Annotated in this window: 13 protein-coding genes and 2 pseudogenes; all 15 read right to left on the reverse strand. The window is 38.8% G+C overall.

Annotation, left to right across the window (positions count from 1 at the left end):
• Position 1 precedes the first annotated feature (1 nt).
• Complete coding sequence (gene atpC / locus HCCG_RS10425) at positions 2-394, reverse strand: ATP synthase F1 subunit epsilon (protein WP_002957515.1); 393 nt, start codon at positions 392-394, stop codon at positions 2-4.
• Between the two features lie 12 nt (positions 395-406).
• Positions 407-1807, reverse strand: coding sequence for a F0F1 ATP synthase subunit beta (atpD, locus tag HCCG_RS10430; protein ID WP_002957516.1), 1401 nt, complete (start codon positions 1805-1807; stop codon positions 407-409).
• Positions 1808-1827: 20 nt separating this feature from the next.
• Complete coding sequence (gene atpG, locus HCCG_RS10435; protein WP_002957517.1) at positions 1828-2721, reverse strand: ATP synthase F1 subunit gamma; 894 nt, start codon at positions 2719-2721, stop codon at positions 1828-1830.
• 12 nt (positions 2722-2733) lie between these two features.
• Positions 2734-4248 carry a F0F1 ATP synthase subunit alpha gene (gene atpA, locus HCCG_RS10440; RefSeq protein WP_002957518.1) on the reverse strand — a complete coding sequence of 505 codons (1515 nt, stop codon included), beginning with the start codon at positions 4246-4248 and terminating at the stop codon, positions 2734-2736.
• 21 nt (positions 4249-4269) lie between these two features.
• Positions 4270-4794: a F0F1 ATP synthase subunit delta gene (locus HCCG_RS10445; RefSeq protein ID WP_002957519.1), complete on the reverse strand. Its 525-nt coding sequence runs from the start codon at positions 4792-4794 to the stop codon at positions 4270-4272.
• Entirely contained in the window at positions 4794-5312 is a 519-nt protein-coding gene (locus HCCG_RS10450; protein ID WP_230197951.1) for a F0F1 ATP synthase subunit B, read from the reverse strand. Before HCCG_RS10450 ends, HCCG_RS10445 begins: the two co-directional genes overlap by 1 nt.
• A gap of 7 nt (positions 5313-5319) precedes the next feature.
• On the reverse strand, positions 5320-5745 hold the full coding sequence (locus HCCG_RS10455; RefSeq protein ID WP_002957521.1) for a FoF1 ATP synthase subunit B': 426 nt from the start codon (positions 5743-5745) through the stop codon (positions 5320-5322).
• An 81-nt stretch (positions 5746-5826) separates the two neighbouring features.
• A complete protein-coding gene (locus HCCG_RS10460) occupies positions 5827-6714 on the reverse strand; it encodes a ParB/RepB/Spo0J family partition protein (protein WP_002957522.1) in 888 nt (295 codons plus the stop codon).
• A gap of 5 nt (positions 6715-6719) precedes the next feature.
• Positions 6720-7505: a ParA family protein gene (locus HCCG_RS10465; protein ID WP_002957523.1), complete on the reverse strand. Its 786-nt coding sequence runs from the start codon at positions 7503-7505 to the stop codon at positions 6720-6722.
• Positions 7506-7515: 10 nt separating this feature from the next.
• Positions 7516-8190 (reverse strand): biotin--[acetyl-CoA-carboxylase] ligase, encoded by a 675-nt coding sequence (locus tag HCCG_RS10470; protein WP_002957524.1) that lies wholly within the window; start codon positions 8188-8190, stop codon positions 7516-7518.
• Positions 8184-9107, reverse strand: a complete 924-nt coding sequence (locus tag HCCG_RS10475) for a methionyl-tRNA formyltransferase (protein WP_002957525.1) — start codon at positions 9105-9107, stop codon at positions 8184-8186. The genes HCCG_RS10470 and HCCG_RS10475 overlap by 7 nt, the downstream gene beginning before the upstream one ends.
• A gap of 1 nt (position 9108) precedes the next feature.
• Positions 9109-9929: pseudogene (gene proB, locus HCCG_RS10480) on the reverse strand (glutamate 5-kinase).
• Between the two features lie 13 nt (positions 9930-9942).
• On the reverse strand, positions 9943-11001 hold the full coding sequence (locus HCCG_RS10485; RefSeq protein ID WP_002957527.1) for a GDP-L-fucose synthase family protein: 1059 nt from the start codon (positions 10999-11001) through the stop codon (positions 9943-9945).
• Between the two features lie 125 nt (positions 11002-11126).
• Complete coding sequence (locus HCCG_RS10490) at positions 11127-12287, reverse strand: hypothetical protein (protein WP_002957528.1); 1161 nt, start codon at positions 12285-12287, stop codon at positions 11127-11129.
• Positions 12288-12296: 9 nt separating this feature from the next.
• Positions 12297-12668 (reverse strand): annotated as a pseudogene (locus tag HCCG_RS12280) (MBOAT family O-acyltransferase); the annotation flags it as partial.

Here is a 12668-nt window from a genome sequence, read left to right on the forward strand (position 1 = left end):
GTTAGATTCTGCTCCTTGTTGCATTTTCTATGCGAGAGACTACCGCTCCAATAAGTGCATTATCTGTCGTAGCTTCAGCGAGAAGAGTTCTAGCATTATCAAGTGCTGAAGCGATTTCGGATTCAGCACTTCCACCGATAGCAACTGCACCATCAGCTATGATTTTAACATCAGTAGAAGACACTTCAGCATATCCCCAATTAATAGCGACAAGCTCCCTATTACCCTGTGTATTTTCAAACTCAATCACACCAACTTTAAGAAGGGAAAGAATGTTGCAATGCCCCGGATAAACACCGAATTCCCCTTCGCTCCCGGGCATAATGACATACTTCACTTCGCCATTATAAATACTTCCATAAGGAGTAACAATACTTAATGTAAGATGCTCCATATTCTCTCCTAACTATGCACTTTTAAGTTTTTGTGCTTTTTCCAATGCTTCTTGAATGTTACCCACCATATAAAACGCATTTTCAGGAATATCATCATATTTTCCTTCAAGTATTCCCTTGAAGCCCTCTAGCGTCTCTTCAAGTGTTACATATTTGCCCGGACTGCCTGTGAAGATTTCAGCAACAAAGAAAGGTTGAGAAAGGAATTTTTCAATTTTTCTCGCCCTATCAACAATCTGCTTATCTTCTTCTGAAAGCTCGTCCATACCCAAGATGGCAATAATATCTTGCAAGTCTTTATATTTTTGTAGCACTTGCTGAATCCCAGTAGCTACCTTGTAATGTTCCTCTCCAACAACTTGTGGGTCAAGGATTCTAGAGGTAGAATCAAGTGGATCAACAGCCGGATAAATGCCCTTTTCAGAAATTTTTCTATTAAGCACCGTTGTAGCATCAAGGTGAGAGAAAACAGACGCAGGAGCTGGGTCAGTCAAGTCATCTGCAGGAACATACACGGCTTGAACCGATGTAATAGAACCTTTTTTGGTTGATGTGATTCTTTCTTGCAATTTACCCATTTCTCCTGCAAGTGTTGGTTGATAACCAACCGCAGATGGAATCCGTCCAAGCAACGCAGACATTTCAGATCCAGATTGCGCGTAGCGGAAGATGTTATCAATAAACATCAGCACATCAAGTCCTTTTTCATCACGGAAATATTCCGCCATAGTCAAACCTGTAAAGGCAATACGATTTCTCGCACCAGGTGGCTCATTCATTTGTCCATAGCAGAGTGCGACTTTATCTAAAACACCACCTTCTTTCATTTCGTTATAAAGGTCGTTTCCTTCTCTTGTTCGCTCGCCAACACCCGCAAACACAGAATAGCCACTATGTTTGTAAGCAACATTATGGATAAGCTCCATAATAACAACGGTCTTGCCAACTCCAGCACCACCAAATAATCCAACTTTTCCACCTTTAGAGTAAGGAGCAAGTAAATCAACAACTTTGATACCTGTTTCAAACATTTCTGTTCTTGTGCTTTGGTTTTCAAAGCTTGGTGCTTCTCGGTGAATCGCCCATTTAAGATCGGTAGCAAGTAGCTCACCACCATCAATCACATCGCCTGTAACATTAAAGATTCTCCCTAGCACTGCTTCACCAACAGGCACTTCAATCATTTTGCCACGAGCTTTTACTTCCTGCCCACGCGTCAAACCTTCTGTCATATCCATAGCAATTGTGCGGACACGATTATCGCCAAGATGTGCGGCAACCTCTAGCACAAGTCTGTTTTCTCTGCCTTCAACATCAAATATAACATCAATGGCTTCATTAATCATCGGTAGATAAGATTCAAATTCCACATCTACCACGGGACCCATTACTTGCGTAATTTTACCTTGCATTTGTTCTCCTTTTTATAAGTTTATTTTATTGCTTCTGCACCAGCATTAATCTCAACAAGCTCTGTTGTGATTGCTTCTTGCCGTGCTTTGTTGAGTGAAATGGTAAGACTTTTTACCAAATCCCCAGCATTGTTTGTCGCCGCGTCCATAGCTTGGATTCTCGCACTATGCTCTGCTGCTAATGAATCTACTAAAGCATAATACATATTGTATTGAATGTATTTTTTAGCAAGTTCATCAAGGATAGCATCTTCTTCATCTTCTGGTTCAATATTGAGAATAGAATCTTGCGAATCTTGCTCTACATTGATTGTAAGTGGAAGGATAGCACGAGTTTCTAGCTCTTGGGAAATCATATTTTTAAACCCATTATGGACGATGATAACTTCATCTGTCGCACCATTGAGAAAATCTTCCACAACACTATCAATAAATTCCGCTGCTTTTTCAAAGGTGGGCATAGCACTTAGCCCAACAACCTTATCAAGCACCTCAATATCATTGAAAGCAAAAAATGATATGCCCTTTTTACCGATGCCTCTTAGGCGGACCTTGATATTTTTTTGCTTGTAGCTTTCCATAAGACGAACAACTTCCTTAATAGTTGTCGTGTTAAAGCCACCGCACAAACCCTTATCGGCTGTGATGAAAACAATATCAAGCTTTTTAATCTCTCTATCTTTGGATTTGACAAAAAAGCGACTATTAATGCTATCAAGCCCCCTTAAACGGATTTTTTTCACAACATCATCAAACATTGCGTTAAGCTGATTGGCATATACCTTTGAGCGTCTTGCTAACTCTTCGGCTTTTTTGAGCTTGGAGCTAGAGACAAGCTTCATTGCTTTTGTTGTCTTTTGTGTGTTCTTGACACTCGTTATCTGTTTTCGTATCTCTTTAAGGTTGCCACCCATAATAGCTCCTTATTACGCCCCAAAGCTCATTTTGAATTCTTCAAGGACTTTGCTTAGCTCGGCTTCAATGTCTTTGTCTAACGCCTTTTTCACACTGATTTCTTCAAATATTTTTGGATATTTCGCTTCAAGGAATGGATAAAGCTCAGATTCAAATGCTACAACTCTATTAGCAGAAATACTGTCTAAGAAGCCATTAGCCCCGGCATAAATAATAATCACCTGCTTTTCAATAGCTAAAGGAGAATATGGAGGTTGTTTTAGAATCTCAACCATTCTTTGTCCTCTTTCAAGTTGTTTGCGACTTGATTCATCAAGGTCTGAAGCAAATTGCGAAAATGCTTGAAGCTCTCTATATTGTGCCAAATCAAGACGCAATGTCCCGGCTACTTGTTTGGTTGCCTTAATCTGTGCTGCTCCACCAACACGCGATACGGATAAGCCCACATTAATAGCTGGACGAATACCGGAGTTAAACAAATCTGTCTCAAGGAATATTTGCCCATCTGTGATTGATATAACATTAGTTGGAATGTAAGCGGCTACATCTCCCGCTTGTGTTTCAATGATTGGCAATGCTGTAAGTGAGCCTGCACCCAAATCATCATTAAGCTTTGCAGCTCGTTCAAGCAAACGAGAGTGGAGATAGAATACATCACCCGGGAATGCTTCACGCCCCGGAGGTCTTCTCAAAATAAGAGACATTTCTCGGTATGCCACAGCATGCTTACTCAAATCATCGTAAATGATAAGTGCGTGTCGTGCATTATCTCTAAAATATTCGCCAATAGTTACGCCTGTATAAGGTGCTAGGAACTGCATTGCTGCAGAAAAAGATGCTGGAGCATTAACAACGATTGTATATTCCATAGCCCCGTGTTCTTCAAGCTTTCTTACAACTTGCGCAACCGTAGATTCTTTTTGCCCCACAGCGACATAGATACATACAACATCTTGACCTTTTTGATTGATAATCGTATCCACAGCAACGGTTGTTTTACCTGTTTGCCTATCGCCGATAATAAGCTCTCTTTGCCCTCTACCGATTGGCACGAGTGCGTCAATGGCTTTGATACCGGTTTGAAGCGGTTGATGAACTGATTTTCTAGACATAATGCCCGGTGCTTTTTCTTCCACAAAGCGATATTCACTCGCCTCAATCGCACCTTTACCATCAATAGGTTCTCCAAGTGTATTAATAACGCGTCCAACCACAGCATCGCCAACAGGCACTTTCATAAGTTTCTTTAGTCTTTTGACAGAAGTCCCTTCTTTGATTGTGCGTCCAGAGCCAAGCACAACCACACCCACGCTACTTTCTTCAAGATTGAAAGCAATTCCAGTGTCGCCTGTGTCAAACTCTACCATTTCATAATACATTACATTATTTAGCCCATATACCTTTGCCACACCATCGGCATAGGCTATAACTTTACCTGTCTCGCTAATATCAATATTAATATTGAAGTTCTCAATTCTTTCTTTGATGATTGAGCTGATTTCTTCTGACTTAATTTTTGTTGCCACTTTGTCTCTCCTTATGTTAATTTAAAGTGCTTTGAGAATATGATTTTTCAAATCACTACTAAAGCGATCTTTGGAAAAAGATACCTCAATACCTAAATCCTCAACGCTTAGTTTAATGCCATCTGTTCCACTTAGCTCCTGCTTGATACTAAGCTTGACACCAAGTTTTTTGGCTAGAGAATCCTGAATCCTTTCAAGCGTTTTGTTATCAAGCTCATCTTTGCTGACAAGCACCGCTGCGTATTCCTTTTTGCGTGCAAGCAGACGCTTTTCAAGTTCATTGCTGATATAGGGGATAAGTAAGATTCTATCTGTTTGAGCGATGAGACGGAAGAAGTTTTGAATCTTCGTATCAACATTTTTAAGAGAATCTAACAAAAACTCCTCTTTTTGTGTTTTGCTCAAAAATGGGGAAGCGATAATGTCAGCAACTCTTTTGCTTTTTAGGACACTTGAAAAAGCTTTGAGAATGCTAAGAGACTCATCTAAATCACAACCAGAATCCATAAGAGCTTGAGTATATTTCTTGGAAATAATATTGAGCATTACGAAATCCTTTTTGTAATAATATTCACATAATCTTCTTTGTTGAGCTGTAGATTCTGACTTTTAGTCAGCTCATTAAGGAGATTCTCAACACTTTGTTGCACAGCTTTTCTGTGTTCAAATTCAATATTTGCCTCAAGTGAATGCTTTAATATTTCAATGTCTCTCTTGATTTGTTCATCATATTTTTGACGAATGAGATATTCCTCCTGTTTAGCAGAACTAACAATTTCCTTAGCCCTTTCTTTACTCTCTTCTAAGCGTTTTTGTACGTTTTCTCTTTCTTGCTTGGCTTTATGAAGATTGTCTTGGACTTCTTGCAAACGCGTGGCAATCGTATTTTTCCTTGTTGTAAAAATACCTTTAATAGAGTCAAAAGCGAAATACCACAAAATTGCCAAAAAGATAACAAAGTTAATAACACGCGGGATAAAATCACTCTCTTCAATACTCGCCGAAGCTAGGAGAAAAGAGGGAAAAGCTACAAGCAACGCACAACACAAAATTTTTCTCATCATAATCCTCCTAAATTTGCTTAAGCTTTGAATCTAAAGCGAGTTTAAACACTGGGAGCTGTTCTAGCAATTCCGCGTAAAGCTGTGCCTGTTGATCCTGCAATGCTTGTTTAGATTCAGCTAATTTCTTTTCATTCTCTGCTTTTTTGGCATTAATCTTTTCTTCATAAGTAGCCTTTGCTTCTTTTGTGGCTACTTCTAGGATTTGAGCAGCTTCTTTTCTCGCATTTGATAGGATTTGCGTAATCTCTTCATCAATGCGTTGGATATCGCCTTTATGACTTTGTGTGCTTGATAAGTCTCGTTCAATAGACGCATCACGATTGCCTATAAAGGTCATCATTGGTTTAAAAAGCCATTGATTAAGTAGGTAAATAAGAAGGATAAAAGTAACAAAAACGAGCAACATTAAATATGGATTAAGAGTAATGCTCATCTAAACTCCTTGTGGTAAAAATTACATCAAAAACTTCAAGCATTCTAACAAGTTAAAATATATTAAACCTTAAAGAATGTATTATTTTGCTATTTTTTTTAACAATGTGGTAATTTCTGCATCACTTTTGAAATCTATGCTTAGTTTTGTTGCATTGATACTGCTTTGAATCCCAAGTGATGATAGCTCCATTCTAAGCTCTTCTAGCAAGGATATATCAAGGCTTTTAGCCTGTCCTTTTGGCTTTGCTTTGCTGATAGAATCTTTGGCTGTGGAATCCTGCCCATTTTTAAGCTTTTTAATCAGTGTTTCGGTATCACGCACACTTAGTCTTTGCCCTATGATAGAATCTGCCACAAGTTTTTGTTCAGATTCACTCAGTGTAACAAGCATTTTAGCGTGTCCTTGCGTGATTTTCTCTTCACCTAGCATAGTTTTAACTTCATCGCAGAGCTGCAATAAACGCAGGGTATTTGTGATTTGCGTCCTTGATTTGTTAATGCGTTTTGAAAGCTCTTCGTGTGTAATATCATACTCTTCAAGCAGCTCTTGATAGGATAGTGCCAATTCAATGGCGTTAAGCTCTTCGCGTTGGATATTTTCAATGATAGCAAGCTCACGCATTTTCTTTTGCTCAATTTCAGCTACAATTGCTCTTATATTGCTTAGCCCAGCGAGTTTTGATGCACGCAGTCTCCGCTCTCCAGCGATAAGGACATAATCACCATCGCCATTATCATACACGACTATGGGCTGCAACAAGCCGTGTTCTTTTATAGATTCTGAAAGCTCTTGAAGAGCCTCTTGGTTGAATGTTTTTCTAGGCTGGTAGGGATTTGGCTTAATAATATCAATATCAAGATCTAAGACGAGCGATGAGTTATCGCTAAGATTCTGCTCGTAGGCTTCAGCCGTTTCGGCAAGTATCGCCCCTAAGCCCCTGCCTATTGCTAACTTTTTTTTAGCCATTGTTCTTATGCTCCTTGCAAGATGGCGCGTGCAAGATTTTCGTATGCCATACTTCCATTAGATCGTGCATCATAAAGCATAATAGGCTGGGCAAAGCTAGGCGACTCGGCGAGTTTAACGCTACGAGGGATAATGACAAACTCATCATTATTTTTGAAAAGCTCTTTGCTGAAATGCTCTTTTAGCTCATCAAAAACCTGCCTTGAAAGATTATGCTGCCCTGAATACATTGTGGGTAAAAAGCCCTTAATAGTGAGCTTTGGATTAATCGTGTCTTTTAAAAGCTTAATCGTGCTAAGTAGCTGTGATAAGCCCTCAAGTGCGAAAAACTCGCATTGAATTGGCACGATTACAGAATCTGCTGCTGCTAAGGCATTCACGGTGAGTGAGCCAAGAGCAGGTGGAGAATCTATAACGATAAAATCATATTGATCTTTGACTTCTTCAATTTTTTTGCTTAAAAGTAGCTCACGACCTTTTATGCTATTTTTGCTATAAAATTCCTTTTCAATCCCCGCTAACCCGATGTTTGAAGGGGCAAGATCAAGATTTGGAATCTCTGTCTTAAGAATGATTTTAGAAAGCTTCTTAGATCCGGTAAGAACGTGATAAATATCAGATTCTATCTTGTTGCGTCTAAAGCCAAAGCTTGTTGTAGCATTTGCTTGTGGATCATAGTCAATCACAAGCACCTTTCTTCCAGCATTTGCGAGAAAAGTAGCAAGATTTACAGCCGTTGTCGTTTTGCCAACCCCGCCTTTTTGATTTGCTATAGTAAGGACTTCACACATAGTATCTCCTTTATCGTAAGCTATAAATTCTTTCTCCATTCACACTCAAAGAGCCATCATTATTTAATATGGCATCTTTCAAACAAAGGCGTTGGTTGCGAAAATGAAAAGAGAAAGAATTATTTTTGTGAAATTCTAGCTTATAAATACTAAAAATCTGCTTCCACGATGTAAAATTTACAAAGCTTTCAAAAAAATCATTCAAAAGGTCCTGTGGCTTGAGCTTTTGGCTTATATGAGATTCTAAATTGGCGTAGTCTTGGGAGATGAGATTTATTCCCATACCACACACAATATTATCCCGCACTTTTTGGGTAAGAATCCCGCCAATTTTTTGCCTATCTATATACAAATCATTTGGGTATTTGAGCCATACCTGTGAGCCTAGGGAGCGTAAGAATTGCTGCATAATCACGCCAAAAAAAATGGAGCTAGATTCTATTTTTAAATCATTTGGAAGCATTTTAGTCTCTAAAGCAAAGGAAAACATTAAGCTAGATTCTACATTGCTCCATTGATTGCCCCTGCTGCCAATGCCCTGTGTTTGCGTTGTTGCGTGGATACAAAAGGGGCTATGCAAAGTGCCATTTTTGATAGAATCTAGTGCGTATTGTTGCGTTGAAAGCAGTGTATCAAAATGATACATTTGAGCTTTGAGCTTTTGGAGTGTGTGAGAATCTAGCATAATATATCGCCGATTTTAAGCCGTTTGCCATTGATATAAAGTGGGGCTGGGATTTTAGCCTTGCCCTCCTGCTGTAAAAAGCCAATACGCAAACTCCCCATTAAGCAGCCAACTATAATAGATTGAGAATCTATGCTTAGAATCTCGCCTTGTTTGTGTGATTGCGTGGATTCCACCAAATGTAAATCAAAAAGCTTCAGTGTGTAGCCACTCTCGCTTTGGATAAAGATATGGGGCCACTCGCAATAGGCTAAATACGCATAATACACACTTTTAGCATTTTCTAGCTCTACTTTGCCACAAGATTTTACAATCTTCCCACAATAGCTTGAATCTAAGTCATATTGCTTAAGGGGTTTAATCTCATTAAAATGCTTGAGCGTATGTATGGCGAGTTTTGCCCCAAGGTGGGAAAGCTGCTCGCATAAAAGAGTGAAGTTTTGCTCTGTGTTAGCAAGGTAAGAAAAGCCTAGAATTTCCCCACTATCAAGCTGCAGATTCATTTTCATAGCCGTTATACCAAAAAAATTAGGCTGACTTAAAAGCATTTGCTGAATTGGGCTAGCCCCCCGCCATTGCGGCAGAAGCGAGGCGTGGATATTCACACAAGGGGCAATGTCTAAAAACGCCTGTGGCAGAATCTTCCCATACGCCACGACCAAAATCATATCGGGCTTTAAATCACGGATAGATTCTATAAAGGCAGAATCTATACTGCTAGGTTGTAGGATTTGTATATGTTGTAAATTTTTTTGGGTAAGCATTTCTTTGGTATGTGGGGCTTTTAGCTCCCCTTTGCGTCCAAAGGGCTTATCGGGCTGACAGATAAGGGCTAGGATTTCAAAACTAGAATCCTCAAGCATGGGTGTAAAAATCGCACTCGCAAAGCTTGGTGTCCCAGCAAGGATAACTCTCATTTTACGCCTTTTGCTTGAGTGATTTGGGGGTGTCTAATTCTTGTAGTCCTTTAGAATCTATAGGACAAAAGAGTGTGCCAGAATCTTGGGTGTTATGTAAAAGGAAGTTTTTTAGCACATCAAGCTTTCTTCCGTGGCTTAGGAACATCATACAATGGCGTTGCAGTAAAAAGTCCGCTGCCATAAGCTTAGTAACAATCCCGCCGGTGGCAAAGCTACTATGTGGCGTATGGGATTGATTTAACGCATTTTGGGGGATTGTATGTACTTGAGAGAGAAGCTTGGCGGTAGAATCTGTATGTGGATTCTTATCAAAATAGCCATCAATATCACTTAGAATGGCTAAAAGCTTCGCTCCAAAATAATACGCCGCGTGTGCGCTTAGCCTGTCGTTATCGCCAAAGATAATCTCGCTTGTGGCAATGGCGTCATTTTCATTAATGATAGGCAGAGCGTTGTTAGCTAGAAGTGCGTCAATGGTATTTCTCGCAAAGGCGGTGCTTTTACGAGAATCAAAGTCGTGTCCGGCTAAGAGAATTTGAGCTGTTGGAATGTCAAATTGAGCAAAAGCTTTGCGGTAAGATTCCATAAGCAAGGGCTGCCCGATACTTGCAAGGGCTTGTTTATTTTGCAATGTGCTTTTATCAATCTGCACTCGTGTATAGCCACTTGCCACCGCCCCAGAGCTTACTAAAATCACATCAAAATGGGTTTTAATATCGCTTATTACCTTTGCTAAGGCATTAATCTGTCCTTCATCAATCATCTCGCCATTGCAGAGATTTGAGCTACCTATTTTTTAACAATTCTTGGTTTATGCATAAGGCTAAAACTCCTAGTTTCTTGAAAGATAGTGTTGATACACGCTTTGGATTCCTTCCTTTAAATGGATTTTTGGCTTCCAGCCTATAGCGTTGAGCTTACTTGAATCCATAAGCTTTTGATAAGTACCATCAGGCTTACTCTTATCAAACACAAGCTCCCCTTCAAAGCCTACAATCTCTTTAATAAGATTTACAAGTTCAGCGATACTCACATCACTGCCATAGCCGACATTAAGATGTGTATTGCGGATTTCATTTGGACAAATCTCATTGTGATGTGTAATACAATCTTTAAAGCTAAGATTGTTCATTACAAACACACAGGCTTCAGCCATATCATTTACATGTAGTAGCTCTCTGCGTGGATTCCCACTGCCCCATATTGCCACACTTTTTTCAGTGATACCATAGGTTTGCAAAAAGGCTTGTAGTTCCGCCCCTTGTAGCCCTGTATCTTTCTCTACTTGCTCTAGCTTCCCAAGGGATAGGAGTTTGGCTAGATGAATCTTGCGAAGCAAAGCGGGTAAGACGTGTGAAGTCTGCAAGTTAAAATTATCATTATTGCCATAAAGATTAGTTGGCATAACTGAAACAAAATCGCAGCCATACTGCAATGCAAAGCTCTCGCACATCTTTATTCCAGCGATTTTAGCAATGGCATAAGGCTCGTTGGTGTATTCTAGCTCACTAGTAAGCAGGGAATCTTCATTCATCGGTTGCTTAGCATTTTTGGGGTAAATGCACGAACTGCCCAGAAATAGAAGCTTTTTGACCTCGTATTTGTAGGCGTTAAAGATAATGTGATTTTGAATGGCTAGATTTTCATAGATAAAATCCGCACGATAGGTGTTATTTGCCACAATCCCGCCTACCTTTGCCGCAGCTAAAAACACATATTCCGGGCGTGTGTGAGCAAAAAACTTTTCAACACTGGCACTATCAAGCAAATTAAGCTCTTCTTTTGTTTTTGTGATGAGATTGTGATAGCCTTGTGATTGAAGCAAAGCAAGTATGCTTGAGCCTACAAGCCCCCTATGCCCAGCAATAAAGATTCTAGAATCCTTTGTCATAATGTCCCTTGTGAAAGTTAAAAATGGATTAAGAGATGGCATTATAGCTACAAGTTGTAATAAGAATGCTTAAGGATTTTAGAGAATGGTTTATGCTTGGTATCTAAAAGATCGTATTGGTTTTTTCACTTCCCACACCCTAAATTCAAAAAATCTTGCTCTTTTAAATCGCTGATAGAATCTTTAGAAAATACTCTGCCTTTATGTGTGCGTATCAGCTCTGTGAGATAGGGCATATTGACATAGGGTTGTAATATCTCACTTTTTTGTGCCATATCTACAAGGATTCTCGCATAAAACACATCTCCTCCGTGAAAGCCATCTAAAAATTCGCAATCATCATCTTTTAGCACTGCTGGATTATAATAATTAAAAAAAGTTATGTAATTTTTTTCTAGGCTTGTAAAAAGCTCATCAATATACGCATATTTCTCTTGCTTCTCCTGCATAGCTTTATATATGCTTGGAGCAAGAGGAGGGATAAAAATAACAACTTGTATGTTGTGTTTTTTCAAAATATTAAGTATGTCAAATAAATCCTGCATACGCTTTACATCTATGTGAGAAGCATAAGCAAATTGTGAATTACTATTTTCTATCCTCCACAATGTGTCAGCAAAATTAGCATCCTTTGTCTTTTCATCTTTGAAAATTTCTCCATATATATATGAGCCATCTTTGAAAAAGCCCCTGCCATTATACATAGCATTTAGTCCTAAAGAATCAAGATGGCTATAAGGATTTGCAATAAAATGATTATCTAAGAGATATTGAGATTGAAAGAATTGCTGGTTGTAAATATGTTTTGCTATATCAAGTATCTTTGTTGTGCTAATATTTGTCCCTGTTATATTAAAATACACTCCCTTCTCATAGTTTGGATATAAAGCATTAAACCACCAAATATCAAGCCCTAAGATGACTATTTCAGGTTTGTAAAACTTTAATACTTCTAAAAACAACCTCCCTTCTTTGAGTGTATTCATCGCATTACCCGCACTCACAAAAGAATCTATAAAAAACTCCTCCCTAAATTGCAATACCCTAGAGCTACCAAGTGCTATAATCTTTGGCTTTATCTGCTTCACTAGCTCAAGCTTGTAGGCAAAGACATTTTCATTTAATGCTGTGCCATAAATGGAGTTCTGCTCCAGTTGTCTTTTCACAATGCTTTCAAAGCTATTATGTTCAAAGATTCTAGAGAGATAATAAAATATGCCTACAAGCAGTAGTCCAAATATAAGCAAAATCATAAAATAAGATAAAACAAACTTTTTATATTTCATCTTTGCTCCTTAAAAATTAAAATATAAAAATTGTTGTGCTTTATCAATGGAAAGAAAAGCTATAAGCGAAAAAAGAGTGATTACAAAGAGATTCCATTTTGTCGGCTTGAAATGTGCTACTTGCTCTACGCTATTTTTGAAACACAAACACACAATAAAAGCCCCTAGAATCCACAATGGCGTTATAAAGCTCCCCTCTATCTGCTCTAACCACCAATGGAATTGAATCCCATATTCACTTAAGAATCTAAGCCTAGATTCTAAAAAGCTAGGTAAGACCACCTCCCCACCAAACATTCCCTTTAACAGATTCACCGCCCCTTGCAGATTTTCAGCACGAAAAAATACCCAAGCAATATTGACAAAATTAAAGGTAAGAAT

This window comes from Helicobacter cinaedi CCUG 18818 = ATCC BAA-847, from assembly GCF_000155475.1.
Classification (GTDB): domain Bacteria; phylum Campylobacterota; class Campylobacteria; order Campylobacterales; family Helicobacteraceae; genus Helicobacter_C; species Helicobacter_C cinaedi.

What these genes read in the sequence shown, in the direction of transcription:
- atpC (WP_002957515.1), bottom strand. Translation starts at nt 394, where the DNA reads ATGGAGCATCTTACATTAAGTATTGTTACTCCTTATGGAAGTATTTAT.
- atpD (WP_002957516.1), bottom strand. Translation starts at nt 1,807, where the DNA reads ATGCAAGGTAAAATTACGCAAGTAATGGGTCCCGTGGTAGATGTGGAA.
- atpG (WP_002957517.1), bottom strand. Translation starts at nt 2,721, where the DNA reads ATGGGTGGCAACCTTAAAGAGATACGAAAACAGATAACGAGTGTCAAG.
- HCCG_RS10445 (WP_002957519.1), bottom strand. Translation starts at nt 4,794, where the DNA reads ATGCTCAATATTATTTCCAAGAAATATACTCAAGCTCTTATGGATTCT.
- HCCG_RS10450 (WP_230197951.1), bottom strand. Translation starts at nt 5,312, where the DNA reads ATGATGAGAAAAATTTTGTGTTGTGCGTTGCTTGTAGCTTTTCCCTCT.
- HCCG_RS10455 (WP_002957521.1), bottom strand. Translation starts at nt 5,745, where the DNA reads ATGAGCATTACTCTTAATCCATATTTAATGTTGCTCGTTTTTGTTACT.
- HCCG_RS10460 (WP_002957522.1), bottom strand. Translation starts at nt 6,714, where the DNA reads ATGGCTAAAAAAAAGTTAGCAATAGGCAGGGGCTTAGGGGCGATACTT.
- HCCG_RS10465 (WP_002957523.1), bottom strand. Translation starts at nt 7,505, where the DNA reads ATGTGTGAAGTCCTTACTATAGCAAATCAAAAAGGCGGGGTTGGCAAA.
- HCCG_RS10470 (WP_002957524.1), bottom strand. Translation starts at nt 8,190, where the DNA reads ATGCTAGATTCTCACACACTCCAAAAGCTCAAAGCTCAAATGTATCAT.
- HCCG_RS10475 (WP_002957525.1), bottom strand. Translation starts at nt 9,107, where the DNA reads ATGAGAGTTATCCTTGCTGGGACACCAAGCTTTGCGAGTGCGATTTTT.
- HCCG_RS10485 (WP_002957527.1), bottom strand. Translation starts at nt 11,001, where the DNA reads ATGACAAAGGATTCTAGAATCTTTATTGCTGGGCATAGGGGGCTTGTA.
- HCCG_RS10490 (WP_002957528.1), bottom strand. Translation starts at nt 12,287, where the DNA reads ATGAAATATAAAAAGTTTGTTTTATCTTATTTTATGATTTTGCTTATA.